This window comes from Erwinia typographi (genome assembly GCF_000773975.1).
Taxonomy (GTDB): domain Bacteria; phylum Pseudomonadota; class Gammaproteobacteria; order Enterobacterales; family Enterobacteriaceae; genus Erwinia; species Erwinia typographi.
Genome location: NZ_JRUQ01000062.1, coordinates 133368 through 152062 on the forward strand (window position 1 = coordinate 133368; position 18695 = coordinate 152062).

17 protein-coding genes and 1 riboswitch are annotated in these 18695 nt (G+C 57.3%); of the genes, 9 read left to right on the forward strand and 8 right to left on the reverse strand.

The window, feature by feature from the left end; translation table 11 throughout:
• Window positions 1-8 precede the first annotated feature (8 nt).
• From ftsL to ilvI, 6 genes are all read right to left on the reverse strand, one after another.
• Window positions 9-329, reverse strand: coding sequence for a cell division protein FtsL (ftsL, locus tag NG99_RS21705; protein WP_034897647.1), 321 nt, complete (start codon window positions 327-329; stop codon window positions 9-11).
• Entirely contained in the window at window positions 326-1267 is a 942-nt protein-coding gene (gene rsmH / locus NG99_RS21710; protein ID WP_034897649.1) for a 16S rRNA (cytosine(1402)-N(4))-methyltransferase RsmH, read from the reverse strand. The genes ftsL and rsmH overlap by 4 nt, the downstream gene beginning before the upstream one ends.
• Before the next feature lie 2 nt (window positions 1268-1269).
• Window positions 1270-1728 (reverse strand): division/cell wall cluster transcriptional repressor MraZ, encoded by a 459-nt coding sequence (mraZ, locus tag NG99_RS21715; protein WP_034897651.1) that lies wholly within the window; start codon window positions 1726-1728, stop codon window positions 1270-1272.
• 545 nt (window positions 1729-2273) lie between these two features.
• Window positions 2274-3284: a catabolite repressor/activator gene (cra, locus tag NG99_RS21720; protein ID WP_034897653.1), complete on the reverse strand. Its 1011-nt coding sequence runs from the start codon at window positions 3282-3284 to the stop codon at window positions 2274-2276.
• A gap of 195 nt (window positions 3285-3479) precedes the next feature.
• Window positions 3480-3971 carry an acetolactate synthase small subunit gene (gene ilvN, locus NG99_RS21725; RefSeq protein WP_034897655.1) on the reverse strand — a complete coding sequence of 164 codons (492 nt, stop codon included), beginning with the start codon at window positions 3969-3971 and terminating at the stop codon, window positions 3480-3482.
• A 2-nt stretch (window positions 3972-3973) separates the two neighbouring features.
• A complete protein-coding gene (gene ilvI, locus NG99_RS21730) occupies window positions 3974-5698 on the reverse strand; it encodes an acetolactate synthase 3 large subunit (protein ID WP_034897657.1) in 1725 nt (574 codons plus the stop codon).
• Window positions 5699-5964: 266 nt separating this feature from the next.
• Between ilvI and NG99_RS21740 the strand changes: the two genes are divergently transcribed.
• From NG99_RS21740 to leuD, 5 genes are all read left to right on the forward strand, one after another.
• Window positions 5965-6432: a hypothetical protein gene (locus NG99_RS21740; RefSeq protein ID WP_157032677.1), complete on the forward strand. Its 468-nt coding sequence runs from the start codon at window positions 5965-5967 to the stop codon at window positions 6430-6432.
• A gap of 182 nt (window positions 6433-6614) precedes the next feature.
• On the forward strand, window positions 6615-8183 hold the full coding sequence (leuA, locus tag NG99_RS21745) for a 2-isopropylmalate synthase (RefSeq protein ID WP_034897663.1): 1569 nt from the start codon (window positions 6615-6617) through the stop codon (window positions 8181-8183).
• A gap of 2 nt (window positions 8184-8185) precedes the next feature.
• Window positions 8186-9274 (forward strand): 3-isopropylmalate dehydrogenase, encoded by a 1089-nt coding sequence (gene leuB / locus NG99_RS21750; protein WP_034897666.1) that lies wholly within the window; start codon window positions 8186-8188, stop codon window positions 9272-9274.
• A gap of 2 nt (window positions 9275-9276) precedes the next feature.
• Window positions 9277-10674, forward strand: a complete 1398-nt coding sequence (gene leuC / locus NG99_RS21755) for a 3-isopropylmalate dehydratase large subunit (RefSeq protein ID WP_034897668.1) — start codon at window positions 9277-9279, stop codon at window positions 10672-10674.
• An 8-nt stretch (window positions 10675-10682) separates the two neighbouring features.
• Window positions 10683-11288, forward strand: a complete 606-nt coding sequence (leuD, locus tag NG99_RS21760) for a 3-isopropylmalate dehydratase small subunit (protein WP_034897671.1) — start codon at window positions 10683-10685, stop codon at window positions 11286-11288.
• 32 nt (window positions 11289-11320) lie between these two features.
• Here the strand turns inward: leuD and NG99_RS21765 are convergent, their stop codons facing one another.
• Complete coding sequence (locus NG99_RS21765; RefSeq protein WP_034897673.1) at window positions 11321-12499, reverse strand: MFS transporter; 1179 nt, start codon at window positions 12497-12499, stop codon at window positions 11321-11323.
• A 262-nt stretch (window positions 12500-12761) separates the two neighbouring features.
• Here NG99_RS21765 and sgrR point away from each other — a divergent pair, with 262 nt between their 5' ends.
• From sgrR to thiQ, 4 genes are all read left to right on the forward strand, one after another.
• Window positions 12762-14423 carry an HTH-type transcriptional regulator SgrR gene (sgrR, locus tag NG99_RS21770; protein ID WP_034897675.1) on the forward strand — a complete coding sequence of 554 codons (1662 nt, stop codon included), beginning with the start codon at window positions 12762-12764 and terminating at the stop codon, window positions 14421-14423.
• Window positions 14424-14458: 35 nt separating this feature from the next.
• Window positions 14459-14564, forward strand: a riboswitch (TPP riboswitch).
• Window positions 14565-14606: 42 nt separating this feature from the next.
• Window positions 14607-15593: a thiamine ABC transporter substrate binding subunit gene (gene thiB, locus NG99_RS21775; protein WP_034897677.1), complete on the forward strand. Its 987-nt coding sequence runs from the start codon at window positions 14607-14609 to the stop codon at window positions 15591-15593.
• On the forward strand, window positions 15569-17179 hold the full coding sequence (gene thiP / locus NG99_RS21780; RefSeq protein ID WP_034897680.1) for a thiamine/thiamine pyrophosphate ABC transporter permease ThiP: 1611 nt from the start codon (window positions 15569-15571) through the stop codon (window positions 17177-17179). Before thiB ends, thiP begins: the two co-directional genes overlap by 25 nt.
• The gene (gene thiQ, locus NG99_RS21785) at window positions 17163-17864 is read left to right on the forward strand and encodes a thiamine ABC transporter ATP-binding protein ThiQ (RefSeq protein WP_034897683.1); all 702 of its coding nucleotides are present in this window, start codon (window positions 17163-17165) and stop codon (window positions 17862-17864) included. The genes thiP and thiQ overlap by 17 nt, the downstream gene beginning before the upstream one ends.
• On the opposite strand, the gene NG99_RS21790 is transcribed toward thiQ, so the two are convergent.
• Complete coding sequence (locus NG99_RS21790) at window positions 17851-18618, reverse strand: DedA family protein (RefSeq protein WP_034897686.1); 768 nt, start codon at window positions 18616-18618, stop codon at window positions 17851-17853. The genes thiQ and NG99_RS21790 overlap by 14 nt on opposite strands.
• Window positions 18619-18695 lie beyond the last annotated feature (77 nt).

The window sequence follows — 18695 nt, forward strand, 5'->3', positions numbered from 1 at the left end:
TCAGCCCCTTAAGGTTGTACCACAATGTTTTCCTGCGATGGATCGACATGCTGCATTTGCAGTTTTTCCGTTGCCGTCCTCTCAACCCGGCTATGATCGCCGAGGGCATTCTCTTCCAGGATCAGGTTGCGCCACTCAATATCCAGCGCGTCCCGTTCCAGTACTAACTGTTCGCGCTGAGCGGTGAGCAGGCGCGTTTTATGCGCGGTGGTCACTACCAGCACCGCCGAGACCAGCACCGCGATGGCCAGCAGCACCGGGATTTTACCGTGGCGAAGAATGTCGCCGCCGATGACGCCAGGTAAGCTGTGCCGCTCGTTGCCAATCATGAGGCCGTCCGCTCAGCGATGCGTAATACCGAACTGCGCGCCCTTGGGTTTTCCGCCACTTCCGCCTCGCCCGGCATCATTTTGCCCAGCGCTTTCAGATGACGACCGCCGAGCTTATTCAACTGCGCTTCGGTCATCGGGATACCGGCAGGAACCTGAGGTCCCCGGCTCTGCTCGCGCATAAAGCGTTTCACGATACGGTCTTCCAGCGAATGGAAACTGATCACCGACAGGCGCCCTTCAGGCGCCAGCGCGTCCAGCGCCCCCTTGAGCGCCTGCTCAATCTCTTCCAGTTCGCTATTGACCCAGATGCGGATCGCCTGGAAGCTGCGGGTGGCCGGATGCTTAAATTTGTCCTTCACCGGCGTCGCTGCGTAAATCACTTCGGCCAGCTCTTTCGTGCGGGTCATCGGCTGTTCGCGATTACGCTCAACAATCGCGCGGGCAATGCGTTTGGCAAAGCGCTCTTCGCCAAAGGTTTTCAGCACAAACGCGATATCACTTTCTTCGGCTTGCAGCAGCCACTGCGAGGCTGACAGGCCTTTGGTCGGGTCCATACGCATATCGAGAGGACCATCGCGCATAAAAGAGAAACCTCGTTCCGCATCATCCAGCTGCGGCGACGACACGCCAAGATCCAGCAAAATACCGTTGATCTTGCCAGTCAGCCCGCGCTCTTCGGCGTAGCCAGCCAGCGCGGAAAAAGGGCCGTGAATGATAGTGAAACGTGGGTCGGTAATCTCTGCTGCTGCGGCAATCGCCTGTGGGTCGCGGTCTATGGCGAAAAGACGCCCATGCTCTCCCAACTGAGAGAGGATCAGGCGCGAATGTCCACCTCGTCCAAAGGTGCCATCGAGATAGATGCCGTCAGATTTGATCCTGAGACCGTTTACCGCCTCGTCTAACAGCACCGTGGTATGTTTGAAATTTTCCTGCATAGCTATAATGACAAGTCCTGTAAACGCTCAGATAAAGGTTCCTGAGTCGACTGTTCCGCGTCAATATCCTCCCTGACTTGTTGATACCAGGTCTGTTCGTCCCACAGCTCAAACTTGTTGAACTGCCCAACCAGCATCACTTCTTTGGTCAGATTCGCGTGCTGGCGCAGCGTGTTGGCGACCAGCAGGCGTCCTGCGTTATCCATTTGGCATTCACTGGCGTGCCCCAGTAACAGACGCTGAACGCGGCGCTCTGCGGGGTTCATGCTCGATAAGCGGGCCAGTTTACGTTCGATCACTTCCCACTCGGGCAGGGTATAAAGCAGCAGGCACGGCTGGTGGAGGTCAATGGTACAAACCATTTGCCCCTGCGATTCCCCGATCAGCGTTTCGCGATAGCGCGTAGGCACGGCGAGCCGTCCCTTGCTGTCGAGATTGACTAACGTTGCCCCACGGAACATGCCAGCCTCACCCTCCAGTTACCCCTGTTCACCACTTTACACCACAAATTCCCACCAAAGGAGTGTACGGAGCGAAGGAAAACATTGTCAAGCCGCTAGCTGCCGCAATGAGAATTATTTCTTTACTGGTTAAAACCGTAGGGAGTTAAAAAGAACGCGATTCGGGCAGGAATTTAAAAATAAACTAATGAATAGTGGCAGGAATTTCTGCATGAAAATTAGATTGTTCAAAAATATGCCAGTTTTACGCCTTAAATTTCACGTCCTCAACTTTGCGACGTGGTGCGCATTTTAGGGTATTTCTTAAGAGATTCCTAGCCTGGACGCAGCGCATCTGGGCTACAGAAAGCGCATCGTCGCTAAGTTTTTAATATTGGGACGGACTTAGATAAAGATTAGCGGGAGACTCTTTTAGACTTTACCGTTATTTACGCCCGGACTGGCACCGGGAAGCCTGGCAATTTTAATCACAGAGAAGGTTTTGATGAGGAGGGAAATAGATCGTTAAGAAAAAGGCAGCATGGCTGCCTTCATGTGTCGCTATGTTAAGTTACCTTGCGGCTTAAGCGGCCACGACGATAAAGATTACGCCGTATCCGCGTTAACCCCGGCTTAGGCTTGCGCGGTTCATCAAGGCTTGCCAGCACCAACTCCAGTACCCGCTCCGCCACGTCGCGATGACGCTGGCCCACCGCAAGTACCGGACAATCAAGGAAATCCAGCAGTTCATGGTCGCCAAAGGTCGCTATCGCTAAATCGCTCGGCAGCCGCCCTTCGCGCTTGAGGGTCACGTCCATCACCCCTTGCAGCAGGCCGAAAGAGGTGGTGAACAGCGCATCCGGCATCCGGTTCGTTTCCAGCCATTTTTCGAACAGGGTGGCAGCGGCCGAGCGCTCAAAGCTGTTGGCGTAAATGTAATCGACCGGGCGGGGGTCTCCTTTCCAGGCATCACGAAAGCCCATCTCGCGCAGGAAGCTAACCGACAGCTCCGGCAGCGCGCCCAGGAAGAGAATCGATTCCGCCGGCTGCTTGCGCAATTCCGCCGCCAGCATCTCTGAATCATCCTGATCGGCACCGACTACGCTGGTGAAATGTTCGCGATCCAGCGCGCGGTCAAGGGCGATAATCGGCAAAGGATCGTTAATCCAGCGCTGATAGAAAGGATGCTCAGGCGGTAATGAGGTAGAGACGATAATGGCATCCACCTGCCGCTGAAGCAGGTGCTCGACGCAGCGCATTTCGTTATCAGGCTGATCTTCGGAACAGGCAATCAGCAGTTGATAGCCGCGCTGGCGAGCCTGACGTTCAAGGTAGTTAGCAATCCGCGTATAGCTGGTATTCTCTAAATCAGGAATAACCAGTCCTATTGAACGCGTGCGCCCCGCGCGCAGACCTGCCGCCACCGCATTGGGATGGTAATTATGCTCGCGCACCACCGCCATTACCTTTTCCACGGTTTTATCGCTGACACGATACTGCTTAGCTTTGCCATTAATTACATAGCTGGCCGTCGTGCGCGATACACCGGCAAGGCGCGCAATTTCATCCAGTTTCACAATAACCCCACGCTAGCACCGGGACGGCGCAAAAAATAGCCATATTACGGCTATGGATAAGACGTTTGTTACATCTAACAGCAGAATAGTTTAGCGAGCAACCGCTTTTGCTTCTGTGCGTTAGCTTTCAGACAAAAATAAAAAACCCAGCATTACGCTGGGTTAGCAGAAAAGAGCGGGTGTCAGGCCGGAAAATTAACGCATAATGCGGTCGCCGCGCGACACGCCAACGATGCCGGAGCGGGCGACCTCAACAATTTCGGCCACTTCACGAACCGTACTGAGAAACGCGTCCAGCTTGTCGCTGGTGCCCGCCAGCTGAACCGTATAAAGCGACGGCGTGACGTCAACGATCTGCCCACGGAAGATCTCCGCGCTGCGTTTGACCTCTTCACGGCCGTAACCGGTCGCCTGGATTTTCACCAGCATCACTTCACGCTCAACGTAGGCACCCTGCCCGAGCTCGGTCACTCGCAGCACGTCTACCAGCTTGTGCAGCTGCTTTTCGATCTGCTCCAGCACTTTCTCGTCGCCGACGGTCTGGATCGTCATGCGCGACAGCGTTGGATCATCCGTCGGCGCCACGGTCAGGCTTTCAATGTTATAGCCACGCTGGGAGAACAGGCCCACCACGCGGGACAATGCGCCGGATTCGTTTTCCAGCAGTACTGATAAAACACGACGCATAATTAAGTCCTCTCCGTTTTACTAAGCCACATTTCATCCATTCCCCCGCCGCGGATCTGCATCGGGTAGACGTGCTCGGTGCCATCAACGTTAACATCGACAAATACCAGACGCCCTTTACCTAACTCTTCAAGAGCCTGCGTCAGCTTGGTTTCCAGCTCTTCCGGATGGCTGATGCCGATGCCGACGTGACCATAGGCTTCCGCCAGCTTCACAAAATCAGGCAGCGACTGCATGTAGGACTGCGAATGGCGGCCCGAATAGATCATGTCCTGCCACTGTTTGACCATGCCGAGGAAGCGGTTGTTCAGGCTCAGCACCAGCACCGGCAGATCGTACTGCAACGCGGTAGACAGCTCCTGGATGTTCATCTGGATACTGCCATCACCGGTGACGCAAACCACCGTCTCTTGCGGCAGAGCCAGCTTGACGCCCAGCGCCGCTGGCAGGCCGAACCCCATCGTGCCGAGGCCGCCGGAGTTGATCCAACGACGAGGCTTGTCAAACTGATAATAGAGCGCGGCGAACATCTGGTGCTGGCCGACATCGGAGGTCACGTAGGCCTCGCCTTTGGTCAGGCGCCAGATAGTCTCGATCACCGCCTGAGGCTTGATCTTTTCACTGCTGCGATCGAACTCCAGACACTGGCGGGCACGCCATTGATCGATACTTTGCCACCAGTCCCGCAGGCTGTCGAAATCCTGCTCTTTATCACTCTGCCCCAGCAGTTCGATCATCTGGGTCAATACCTGTTTAGCATCGCCCACGATCGGCACGTCTGCCGGCACCGTCTTGGAGATCGACGTCGGATCGATGTCGATATGCAGTACGGTCGCATTTGGGCAATACTTGGCGAGATTGTTGGTCGTACGGTCGTCAAAGCGCACGCCGACGGCAAAAATCACGTCCGCATTATGCATGACCATGTTGGCTTCATAGGTGCCGTGCATACCCAGCATACCGACGCTCTGACGATGCGTGCCGGGGAAAGCGCCCAGCCCCATCAGCGAGCAGGTGACCGGCAGGTTCAGCTTTTCAGCAATCTGACGAAGCTCATCATGACATTCCGCATTCACCACGCCGCCGCCGGCATAGATAACTGGCTTTTTAGCGGCAAGCAGAGTTTGCAGCGCGCGCCTGATCTGGCCTTTATGCCCCTGAGTGGTAGGGTTATAAGAACGCATACTGACTTCTTCAGGCCAGACGTACGGCAATTTATTGGCCGGGTTCATCATATCTTTCGGCAGATCGATCACCACCGGCCCAGGGCGTCCGCTGGCCGCCAGCCAGAACGCTTTCTTCATGATGGTCGGGATCTCTTCCGCCTGCTTCACCATAAAGCTGTGCTTCACCACCGGCCGGGAAATCCCAACCATGTCGCACTCCTGGAAGGCATCGTAACCAATTAGCGAAGAGGGAACCTGGCCGGAGAGCACGACCAGCGGGATAGAATCCATATAGGCGGTGGCGATGCCGGTAATGGCATTGGTCGCGCCAGGGCCGGAGGTGACCAGCACCACGCCCACTTCGCCGGTCGAACGGGCGTAGCCGTCCGCCATATGCACTGCGCCCTGCTCGTGGCGTACCAGTACGTGATCGATACCGCCGACGGTTTGCAGCGCGTCGTAGATATCCAGCACGGCCCCGCCGGGGTAGCCGAATACATGCTTAACGCCCTGATCGATCAACGATCGGACGACCATCTCGGCTCCTGACAACATCTCCATTTTTGCCTCCAGGCTTTAAGGTGCTGATTTATCTGTTAGCGCGAAATCGCTCGCTGGACATCGCAAACGGGCGTAAAGATAAGGTCAAAACCTGTGTTTATGCAAAGACTTTGGAAATCATTTCCAAAGTCCAGGTACAGGGTCAATCCCTGGCTATTTTTATGCGTTTGATGAAGTACCATAACCGTAGAAAAGTTAGCAGGCAAACCCCTTCCCCACGCTTTTAGTCAAACGCAGGGCCGCAAGGCACTACGCCTTAAGGGGACTTGTCGACAATTACACTGACCAAAAGGCAAAAGAAAAGCGGTTTGTTCTGGGGAGGAATTCATTTTCAGTGCGATCGTTTTGTTATTAAAACGCTCCTGACGCGAATTCAAGCGCACCTGTTCAAACAACGCGGCTATTTTGGTTTTATCTGCTGTCAGAAGATATTTATCAAAAACAATTATCTGAGCGCGGCGAAATTATCTTCACAACCCGATCATAAGATTTCCCTGTCAAACCTCTTAATTAACAGATTGTTAACTGACATCTTCAGCGCAAAAAAACCTGTTCTATCCCACAGAAAACCAGGACGGCGGCTCGCCCTTCCCTTTTGTTCTGCTCAGGGCCAGCCCGTCAGAATATTTTTCCTGAGCCGCTTCTTACGCAACCAATATAACCTTACAGCTTTGGTTGACATCCCCACCGGAAATCAAGTATCAATAAGGGAACAGCAAATTTACGAGGCCTGATTCAATGATTCATACCGCTCGCCTACTTGGTCTACTACTTAACGCATCTCCATTGCGCGGTAGGCTTGTGGGCGAAGAAATGAATCACTGATTCAGGCTTGCAAAACTAAAGAACCCGCGCCAATGCGCGGGTTTTTTTATGCTCGTAGCACTGGCAAAGCAAACACGACAAGGAATACCCAATGAGCCAACAAGTTATTATTTTCGATACCACACTGCGTGATGGCGAACAGGCGTTACAGGCCAGCCTGAGTGTGAAAGAAAAACTGCAGATCGCCCTGGCGCTGGAGCGCATGGGCGTGGACGTGATGGAAGTCGGCTTCCCAATCTCCTCTCCGGGCGATTTCGAATCCGTACAAACTATTGCCCGCCAGGTGAAGAACAGTCGTGTTTGCGCCCTTGCCCGCTGCGTAGAAAAAGACATTGATGCCGCTTATGAAGCTCTGCGCGTTGCCGAGGCGTATCGCATCCATACCTTCCTGGCTACCTCGCCCATGCACATCGCCACCAAGCTGCGCAGCACGCTGCCTGAGGTGATTGAACGCGCGGTGACGATGGTGAAACGCGCCCGTAACTACACCAGTGACGTGGAGTTTTCCTGTGAAGACGGCGGACGCACGCCAATTGACGATCTGTGCCGCGTAGTTGAAGCCGCGATCAACGCTGGCGCCACCACCATCAACATTCCGGATACCGTCGGTTACACGCTGCCGGAAGAGTACAGCAACATTTTCACCCAGTTGCGCAACCGCGTGCCGAATATCGATAAAGCCATCCTGTCCGTGCATACCCATGACGACCTGGGTATGGCAACGGGCAACGCGGTTGCCGCCGTTCAGGCTGGCGCGCGTCAGGTTGAGGGCACCATTAACGGTCTGGGCGAGCGAGCCGGAAACTGTGCGCTGGAAGAAGTGATCATGGCGATCAAAACCCGCAGCCAGCTGATGAACCTGAAAACTAACGTCAATCACCAGGAAATCTACCGTACCAGCCAGCTGATCAGCCAGATTTGTAATATGCCGATCCCCGCCAACAAGGCCGTGGTTGGCACCGGCGCCTTCGCTCACTCTTCTGGTATTCACCAGGACGGCGTGCTGAAAAACCGCGAAAACTACGAAATCATGACCCCGGAATCGATCGGGCTGAACAAAATCCAGCTGAACCTGACCTCTCGCTCCGGCCGTGCCGCCGTGAAGCACCGCATGGATGAAATGGGCTATAAAGAACACGACTACAGCCTGGACAACCTGTACGACGCCTTCCTGAAGCTGGCGGATAAAAAGGGCCAGGTCTTCGACTACGATCTGGAAGCGCTGGCCTTTATCAACAAGCAGAATGAAGAGCCGGAGTACTTCCGCCTGGATTACTTCAGCGTGCAGTCCGGCTCCAGCGTGATGGCAACCGCGTCGGTGAAACTGGCCTGCGGAGAAGAGGTGAAGTCTGAAGCGGCAACCGGTAACGGCCCTGTCGACGCGGTTTATCAGGCGGTGAATCGTATTACCGAATTTGATGCGGAGCTGGTGTCCTATCAGCTCACGGCGAAAGGCCACGGTAAAGATGCGCTGGGTCAGGTTGATATCGTGGTGAAATACAATGGCCGCAAGTTCCACGGCGTAGGTCTGGCAACGGATATCGTGGAATCTTCCGCCAAAGCAATGATCAACGCGCTGAATAATATCTGGCGCTCGCGTCAGGTTGAGCAAGAGTTGCAGCGCAAATCTCAAACTAACGGTCAAAAGGAAGCGGTGTAATCATGTCAGGGACTTACCATATTGCAGTGTTGCCGGGTGACGGTATCGGTCCGGAAGTGATGGCACAGGCCAACAAAGTGCTGGCCGCCATTCGCGAGCGCTTCAACCTGCGCATTACCACCAGCGAATATGACGTTGGCGGGATTGCGATTGACCGCCACGGCGAGCCGCTTCCGCGGACCACCATTGCCGGCTGCGAGCAGGCTGACGCGATCCTGTTTGGCTCGGTGGGCGGCCCGAAATGGGAACACTTACCGCCAGCCGAACAGCCCGAGCGCGGCGCTTTGCTGCCGCTGCGTAAACACTTCAAGCTGTTCAGTAACCTGCGCCCGGCCAGCCTGCACAAAGAGCTACAGGCGTTTTGCCCGCTGCGCAGCGATATTGCGGCCAAAGGATTCGATATCCTGGTGGTGCGCGAGTTAACCGGCGGCATCTATTTTGGCCAGCCAAAAGGCCGTGAAGGCAGCGGCCAGCACGAGCGCGCCTTCGATACCGAGGTCTATCACCGCTTTGAGATTGAGCGCATCGCCCGCATCGCCTTCGAATCCGCGCGTAAACGCCGTAACAAAGTGACCTCGATCGACAAGGCTAACGTGTTGCAGTCCTCTATCCTCTGGCGTCAGATCGTTAACGAAGTGGCGCAGGACTATCCGGACGTAGAGCTGAGCCATATGTACATCGATAACGCCACCATGCAGCTGATTAAAGAGCCGTCGCAGTTCGACGTGATGCTCTGCTCCAACCTGTTTGGCGATATCCTTTCCGATGAATGTGCGATGATCACCGGCTCAATGGGTATGCTGCCCTCGGCCAGCCTGAACGAACAGGGCTTCGGCCTGTTTGAACCGGCAGGCGGCTCGGCCCCTGATATCGCCGGAAAAAACGTTGCCAACCCGATTGCCCAAATCCTGTCGCTGGCGCTGCTGCTGCGCTTCAGCCTGAATGCCGCAGAGGCCGCCGATGCGGTTGAGCAAGCCATCAGCCGCGCGCTGGCTGAAGGCCACCGCACCGGCGATTTAGCTGGCGGCGGCCCGTCAGTCGGCACTGAGGAAATGGGCTCGATTATTGCCCGGTACATTCGCGAAGCCTGACTATGAAAACATTATACGAGAAGCTGTTTGATGCCCATCTGGTGTACGAAGCGCCAGACGAAACGCCGCTGCTGTATATCGACCGTCATTTGGTTCATGAAGTGACGTCCGCGCAGGCATTTGACGGCCTTCGCGCACACGGTCGCCCGGTGCGTCAGCCGTCAAAAACCTTCGCCACGATGGATCACAACGTCTCGACGCAGACGCGGGACATCAATGCCAGCGGCGAAATGGCGCGTATCCAGATGTCGATGCTGATCAAAAACTGTGAAGCGTTCGGCGTGCGGCTGTACGATCTTAAGCACCCTTTCCAGGGCATCGTCCACGTAATCGGCCCCGAGCAGGGGCTGTCACTGCCGGGCATGACGATTGTCTGTGGCGACTCGCATACTTCGACACACGGCGCTTTTGGCGCGCTGGCCTTTGGCATCGGCACCTCTGAAGTCGAGCATGTGCTGGCTACGCAGACGCTTAAGCAGTCCCGTGCCAGGACGATGAAGATTGAAGTCGTTGGGCAAACCGCACCGGGCATTACCGCTAAAGACATTGCGCTGGCGATTATTGGTAAAACCGGCAGCGGCGGCGGCAACGGTCATGTGGTGGAGTTCTGTGGCCCGGCGGTTGAACAGCTGAGTATGGAAGGCCGCATGACGCTGTGTAATATGGCGATTGAGCTGGGCGCTAAAGCGGGCCTGGTCGCGCCGGACGACACGACGTTTAACTATGTTAAAGGCCGCCAGTTTGCGCCGAAAGATGCCGCCTGGGATCAAGCGGTAGCTTACTGGCGCACGCTGAAATCCGATAGCGACGCGCGCTTTGACAAAGTAGTTACCCTGAATGCCGCAGACATTGCCCCGCAGGTCACCTGGGGCACCAACCCAGGCCAGGTGATTGCCGTAAACGACTTCATTCCCGATCCGGCTTCGTTCAGCGATCCTGCCGAGCGCGCCTCGGCTGAAAAAGCGCTGGCCTATATGGACCTGAAGCCGGGCATCAGACTGACCGACGTGAAGATTGATAAAGTCTTTATTGGCTCGTGCACCAACTCACGCATTGAGGATTTGCGGGCTGCCGCTTCAGTGGTGAAAGGCCATAAAATTGCCGCTGGCGTGCAGGCGTATGTCGTTCCAGGCTCCGGCCCGGTCAAAACTCAGGCCGAGGCGGAAGGATTAGACAAAATCTTCCTGGATGCGGGGTTTGAATGGCGTCTGCCGGGCTGCTCCATGTGCCTGGCGATGAACAACGACCGTCTGAATCCGGGAGAGCGCTGCGCCTCCACCAGCAACCGTAACTTTGAAGGCCGCCAGGGCCGGGGTGGCCGCACGCACCTGCTCAGCCCGGCAATGGCCGCAGCGGCAGCGGTCGCAGGCCATTTTGCTGACATCCGCGAACTGATTTAGGAGGCCGTATGGCGAAGAAGTTTACCCAGCACACCGGTATCGTTGTCCCGATGGATGCGGCTAACGTTGATACCGATGCGATCATTCCCAAGCAGTTCCTGCAAATGGTGACCCGCACCGGTTTTGGCCGCAATTTGTTTTACGACTGGCGCTATAGCGACGCGGAAGGCCAGATCCCCAACCCGGACTTCGTGCTGAACAAGCCAGAATTTCGCGGTGCCAGCATTATGCTGACGCGGGAGAACTTCGGCTGCGGCTCTTCCCGCGAACATGCGCCCTGGGCGCTGACGGACTACGGTATTCGGGCGATTGTCGGCAGCGATTTCGCCGATATTTTTGCCAACAATTCATTTAATAACCAGCTGCTGCTGGTGACGCTGAGCGAAGCCGAGGTCGACGCGCTGTTTCAGCGGGTTGCCAGCCAGCCGGGCTGCAGCATTACCGTCGATCTGGAGCAGCAGGTCGTGATTGCCGGTGACCAGCGTTACCCGTTCAGCATCGACAGCTTCCGCCGCCACTGCCTGATTAACGGACTGGATAATATTGGTCTGACTCTGCAACATGATGCCGAGATCTCGGCTTATGAGCAGCAGCAGCCCGCCTTTCTGCGTTAACTACCGGGCAGGACGATCACCTTCGCCCTGCCTCACACATCCCTCACCCTGACCGACATCGCCAGCGCACCCAGCGACAGCAGCAGCGCCGCCCAGTACACTGAATAGTGGCCGAAGCTTTCCGCCAGCGTGCCCTGGAGTACCCCAGCCAGAATCACGCCGGTGGAGATGCTATTGGTAAACAGCGTGGTTGCGGCGCCGGGCCTGCCCGGCATCAGATCCTGAAAATACAGCATGCCAATGCCGGCGACGATGCCGATAAAAATAGCGTTGAAGATCTGTAAAACCATCAGCGCCGCCCGCGACTGGAACAGCACCAGCCCCAGATAAAAAACGGCCCCGGAAGCCACGGCAAACAGCATCATTTTGCGCTTGCCGAAGCGCTTAACGTAGTGACCGGCCAGTAGCATAGCCGGGATCTCCAGCCCTGCCGCCACGCCCATCAGCAGCCCGGCAAGCCGTTCCGGCAGCCCCAGTACGCTGCTGATATAGAGCGGCATATCGATGATATACATCGTGTTGCAGGTCCACATCAGCAGCGAAGCCAGAAACAGCAGCCTGACATCTTTATTCTTCCAGGCGCTGAGTTGCGCTATCGCCACCTGCGAGGCTTGCTCAACGCGGGCCACGGAAGGCAGCGCAAACCAGATCAGCCCGATGCAGGCCACAAACAGCACGGCAGCAACAATAAACATCGTGGCGAAGCCGTAGTTCAGCGCCAGCGCGAACGACAGCGGCGGCCCGATAACCCAGGCCAGCGACAGCTGAGCGCGCATCACGGAGCTGAACATCACCACTTCCCGCGCGGAGCTGTCGGCATATTCACGGGCCAGGGCAAAGATCTGCGGCATCGCGACGCTTGCCAGCGCGGAGAGCAGCACGCCGACGGTGATCAGCGTCAGATAGTCACGGTTGAAGGCAAACAGCAGCGCGTTGCCCACCGCCATCAGACAGCAGAACAGGATCAGCATCCGGCGATCGCCCTTATTATCCGAGCGCTTCGCCAGCAGCAGGCTGACCGCAATCCCGGCAATCGCATTCACGGTATAAAAGAGACCAACCCAGAAGGGACGTACGGCCACCTCTCGGGTCAGAAACAGGCTGAGGGTCGGTGCCTGAAGTGCGCCAGCCACCCCAACCATAAAAGAGACGGCCATAAAGGCGAGGTAAACAGGGTTGACGCGACGGCGACGCGTGAGGAGCGATTTCATACCTGATCCTTCGGGGAGAAAGGTCGCCACAAGAGTGTGTCCGACAAACAGCAAGCATAGAAGAAAACACGCTCCAGCGAAAAAAGCCAGCAGGTAAAAAACCCGCTGGCTGGTGAAGTCGCACCATACTCAGAATCATAAATGAATGTCAGAGCGCCATTCCAGGAATCCGGGAATGCCTCCCGCTCTTTCATCTGGGACCATTATCGGCCTAATATAAGGCAGAAAAAACAGGCCACTTTTAGCAGGGAGTTCCCCTTTTATGTCTTCCGCCCGTTTACAGCAACAGTTCATCCGCCTGTGGCAATGTTGCGAAGGCCAGTCGCTGGACACCACGCTCAACGACCTGGCGGAGCAGCTCAGCTGTTCACGTCGTCATATGCGCAACCTGCTGAACGCCATGCAGCAGGAGGGCTGGCTGGAGTGGCAGGCGGAGGCCGGGCGCGGAAAGCGCTCCAGGCTCCACTTCCTCTACACCGGTCTTGCGCTCCAGCAGCAGCGGGCTGAAGAGCTGCTGGAGCACGATCGCATCGATCAGCTGGTGCAACTGGTGGGGGATAAAAACGCGGTCAGACAGATGCTTATCTCCCACCTTGGCCGCAGCTTCCGCCAGGGTCGGCATATCCTTCGCGTCCTTTACTATCGCTCACTGCTAAACCTGCTGCCCGGCACGCCGCTGCGCCGCTCTGAAACTCACCTTGCCCGTCAAATCTTCAGCAGCCTGACGCGGATAAATGAGGAAAACGGGGAAATCGAAGCGGATATTGCCCACCACTGGCAGCAGCTCTCTGCTCTGCACTGGCGGTTTTATCTGCGTCCAGCCATCCACTTCCACAACGGCCGGGAACTGGTCATGGCAGACGTTATCAGCACGCTGACGCGGCTGAAGCCGCAGCCTTTGTTCTCCCATTTCAACCGCATTGAGTCGTCGGCTCCCTGGACGCTGGATATCCATCTGCACCAGCCGGACGGCTGGCTGCCATGGCTGCTGGGCAGCGTCAGCGCGATGATTCTACCGGAAGAGTGGCGCTTCCTGTCCGACTTCGCCCGCCAGCCCGTGGGCACCGGCCCCTACGCCGTGGTGCGCAACCAGCGCTCGCAGCTGAAAATCCAGGCCTTCGACGACTACTTCGGTTTTCGGGCGCTGATTGATGAGGTGAATATCTGGGTGCTACCGGAAATCAGCGATGAGCTGGTCTATTCAGGCGTGAAGCTGGAGGGGAAAAGCCTCGAAGAAAAATCCGAAGAGAGCCGACTGGAAGAAGGCTGTTATTTCCTGCTGTTCGACCAGCGTTCCGAACGCGGGCGGGATGAGCAGATCCGGCGCTGGGTCAGCATGTTGTTTAACCCCATCGCCCTGCTGAATCATGCCGGTATTGGCTATCAGCGTTACTGGTTCCCGGCTTACGGCCTGCTGCCGCGCTGGCACCACCGACGCGATATGACCACCAGCGAGAAGCCCGAGGGACTGACCTCCCTCACCCTGACCTGGTACAACGATCATGTTGAGCATCAGGGTATTGCCAACGCGCTGAAGCCGTTGCTGGCCTCGCACGGCGTGGAGCTGGTGACTCAGCAGGTGGATTATGACGTCTGGCATCGTGGTGAAGCCGAAAGCGATATCTGGCTGGGCAGCGCGAATTTCACCCTGCCGCTGGAGTTTTCCCTGTTTGCGCTGCTTTATGAAATTCCGCTGGTTCACCACTGCGTCACGCTGGACTGGGAAAAGGATGCGCAGCGCTGGCGGGAGCAAAAGCTGCCGCTGGCGGACTGGAGCAGGCAGCTGATTAATAGCTGGAGCCTGCATCCGCTGTTCCACCACTGGCTGCTGCTGGAAGGCCAGCGAAGTATGCGCGGCGTGCGGATGAATACGCTTGGCTGGTTTGACTTCAAGTCGGCCTGGTTCGCGCCGCCCGAATCATGACGCTTTCGCTACGGTCAGGAAATCTCTAGAATAGGTCGTTCTCAACGGGGTGCGCTGCGGTGCTTCACCGCCAGCGCTGAGACAGACCCGTCGAACCTGATCCGGATAATGCCGGCGTAGGGATTTGAGAGTGATAAGCCTGCTCAGATCCTTTGCGACCCCCTAACCTTCAAGGAACGCAAAGTGTTAAAAAAAGTTCTGCCTCTGCTGATCCTCAGCGCCTTTCCTGCCTTAGCCGCTAAACCCGTGTTGACGGTCTATACCTACGACTCTTTTTCAGCCGACTGGGGACCCGGTCCCGCCATTAAAAAAGCCTTTGAGGCAGACTGCGGCTGCGAGCTGAAATATGTTGCGCTGGAAGATGGCGTCTCCCTGCTCAACCGCCTGCGGATGGAGGGGAAAAACAGCCAGGCTGACGTGGCGCTGGGGCTGGACAATAATCTGCTGGATGCCGCAGCGAAGACCGGCCTGTTTGCACCGAGTCAGGTCGACACCGCGCAAACCAGCGTGCCGGGAGGCTGGAGCGATAAGACTTTCGTGCCCTATGATTACGGCTGGTTTGCCTTTGTTTATGACAAAACCAAACTGCAAAATCCGCCCGGCAGCCTGAAGGAGCTGGTAGAAACCGACCGCCCGATCAAGGTGATTTACGAAGATCCGCGCACCAGTACGCCAGGCCTTGGCCTGCTGCTGTGGATGCAAAAAGTCTTTGGTGACCAGGCGCCGGAAGCCTGGCAGAAGCTGGCGAAGAAAACCGTTACCGTCACCAAAGGCTGGAGCGAGGCTTACGGGCTGTTCCTGAAAGGAGAAGGCGATATGGTGCTGAGCTACACCACCTCCCCGGCTTATCACCTGATTGAAGAGAAGAAAGATCGCTATGCCGCCGCCAACTTCAGCGAAGGCCACTACCTTCAGGTGGAGGTGGCGGGCCAGCTGAAAGCGAGTAAACACCCCGAGCTGGCGCAGAAGTTTATGCGCTTCATGCTGGATAAGCCGTTCCAGAACAGCATTCCCACCGGCAACTGGATGTATCCCGTGGTGAAAAGCACGCTGCCCGCAGGGTTTGAGACGCTAACGATACCCGCTAAATCCCTGCAATACAGCCCGCAGGAAGTGGCCAGCCAGCGTAGCCAGTGGATAAGCGCATGGCAACGCGCCGTCAGCCGCTGATCCCCGGCTGGCTGGCGCCCGGCGTCCTGGCGGCTACGCTGCTGGTTGCCGTGGCCCTGACGGCTTTCTCCGCGCTGTGGCTGAATGCGCCGGGGGTTCACTGGCGGGAACTCTGGCAGGATGACTATCTGTGGCATGTGCTGCGGTTCTCATTCTGGCAGGCATTTCTTTCTGCCGCACTCGCCGTCGGCCCCGCTATTCCGCTGGCGCGGGCGCTCTATCGGCGGCGATTTCCCGGCCGGGACGCGCTGCTAAGGCTGTGTGCGATGACGCTGGTGCTGCCGGTGCTGGTCGCCGTTTTCGGCATTCTAAGCGTGTACGGAAGGACGGGCTGGCTGGCTGACCTCAGTTCTCTGCTGGGTCTCCATTACGCCTTCACGCCCTACGGCCTGCAGGGCATTTTGCTGGCTCATGTGTTTTTCAATCTGCCGCTGGCCGCAAGGCTGCTGCTTCAGGTGCTGGAGCAGATCCCTGGCGAGCAGCGTCAGCTGGCCGCCCAGCTGGGCCTGCGCGGCTGGAACCACTTTTCGATCGTCGAATGGCCCTGGCTGCGGCGGCAGATCCTGCCCGCAGGCGCGCTGATCTTTATGCTGTGCTTCGCCAGCTTTGCCACCGTTCTTTCGCTGGGCGGCGGCCCGAAGGCGACCACTATCGAGCTGGCCATCTTTCAGGCGCTGAACTTTGATTACGATCCGGGCCGCGCCGCGATGCTGGCAATGATCCAGATGGTCTGCTGTCTCGGGCTGGTAATGCTGAGCCAGTGGCTGAGTAAAGCGATCCCTTCCGGCACGGCGAGCATTAGCGGCTGGCGTAATCCTGAAGACAGCTGGCCCGCGAAGATGCTGGATAGCCTGCTGATCCTGTGCGCGCTGCTGTTACTCTTGCCGCCACTTCTCGCTGTGGTGGTGGCCGGGCTGAACCAGGGGCTGCCAGCCGTGTTGCAACAGCCTGCGCTCTGGCAGGCGACCTTCACCTCGTTACGCATTGCGCTGAGTGCAGGCATACTCTGCACGATCCTGAGCATGATGCTGCTGTGGAGCAGCCGTGAGCTGAGGCTGCGGCAGCGCGAACTGCCCGGCCACGCCATCGAGCTTAGCGGAATGCTGATCCTGGCGATGCCGGGGATCGTGCTGGCAACCGGCTTTTTCCTGCTGCTGAACGCCACCGTTGGGCTGCCCGCCTCGGCCGACGGCCTGGTTATTTTCACCAACGCGCTGATGGCGATCCCTTACGCCATGAAAGTGCTGGAGAACCCGCTGCGCGATCTCGCCGAGCGCTATAACAGGCTGTGCCTGTCGCTGGATATCCACGGCTGGAACCGCCTGCGTTTGATCGAGCTGCGCGCGCTGAAACGCCCCCTCGCCCAGGCGCTGGCATTTGCCTGCGTACTGTCGATCGGCGATTTTGGCGTGGTGGCGCTTTTTGGCAACGAGAATTTTCGCACGCTGCCGTTTTATCTTTACCAGCAGATTGGTTCCTATCGTAGCGAGGACGGCGCGGTTACCGCCCTGCTGCTGCTGCTGCTCTGTTTCCTTCTGTTCACCCTGATAGAAAAACTGCCGGGACGCCATGCTGACGCTGACTAATCTGACTTATCTCTATAACCATCTGCCGATGCGTTTTTCACTCAGTATGCAGGCAGGAGAAAGGCTGGCGATACTCGGCCCCAGCGGCGCTGGAAAAAGCACCCTGCTGAGCCTGATTGCCGGTTTTCTGGCGATTAGCAGCGGCAGCCTGCGGCTAAACGGCGAGGATTGCAGCCACGCGCCGCCGGCGAAACGGCCGGTCTCCATGCTGTTTCAGGAAAATAATCTGTTCCCCCATCTGACGGTTGCACAAAATATCGGCCTTGGCCTGCATCCGGGGCTGAAGCTGACCCCATCGCAGAAGCAGACGCTGCAAGATATCGCCCGTCGGGTAGGACTTGAAACCTATCTGGACCGCCTGCCTGCCCAGCTTTCCGGCGGGCAGCGGCAGCGCGCGGCGCTGGCGCGTTGCCTGGTTCGCCAACAGCCGCTACTGCTGCTTGATGAGCCGTTCTCGGCGCTGGATCCGGCGCTGCGTAAGGAAATGCTGGAGCTGGTCGATGAAGTCTGTCGGGAGAGAAATATCACGCTGCTGATGGTTTCACACAGCGTTGAGGATGCCGCGCGGATTGCGCCGCGCAGCATCCTGATCGTTGACGGACGAGTCTACTGGGATGGCAGCACCGAAGCGCTGCTGAAAGGAGAAATAGCCGAAGCCGCGGTGCTGGGCATCAGCGTCCGATAAACACCTGCCACAGCAGCTGACGAAAGACCGGCATCATCGGGTGGAACTGTAGCGCCACAAGGCTGGCAACCGCCAGCAGGATGACCAGCGGAGCCAGCCAGCGCAGACGGCTCAGCGGCAGCCAGGCCGTCGCCCAGTCGGACTGTTTTTTCGAGCGCAGCCAGCGCCAGCCAAGCCAGCAGCCCAGCCACACCAGAATCGCCACCGCCAGCAGCAGCCATTTGAACATGCCGCTGCTGGCGTCCCTGGGAACGTCAATCGCCACGCCAGCCAGAATACCCGGCAACAGGTACAGCGGCGGCCAGAGCACGCAGCCAATGATATTCGGCGGAATAAACTTTTTTACCGGCAGCTCAAGCATTCCCGCCACCAGCGGGATCAGCGGACGCGTCGGCCCGACAAAGCGCCCGACGATAATGGTGAACATACTGTGCTGATGCAGCGCGTGTTCGGTTTTATCCATCAGCGCCTGGTGCTTCCTGATAAACGACCAGCGGTGCAGCGGCCCCTTAAATTGCCAGCCAATCAGCCAGGATACCCAGTCTCCCACCAGGCAACCGACCGTACCGGCCAGCCACGCGGGATACAGACCGATCTGCCCGCTGCCAATCAGCGCGCCAAAGGAAGCCATCAGTACCGTTCCCGGCAGCAGCAGCCCAACCAGCGCCAGAGATTCAAAAAAAGTGATCAGCCCTACGGCAAGCAGCGACCAGGCAAGTGATTGCGTTATAAGATGTTGCAGCCAGGCTTCCATACTTTCCACATTCTATGTTGATTGAGGTCGGATTGTCCTGAGAGCTTCGGAGTCCGTCAAGGGCTGTTTTGTATGCA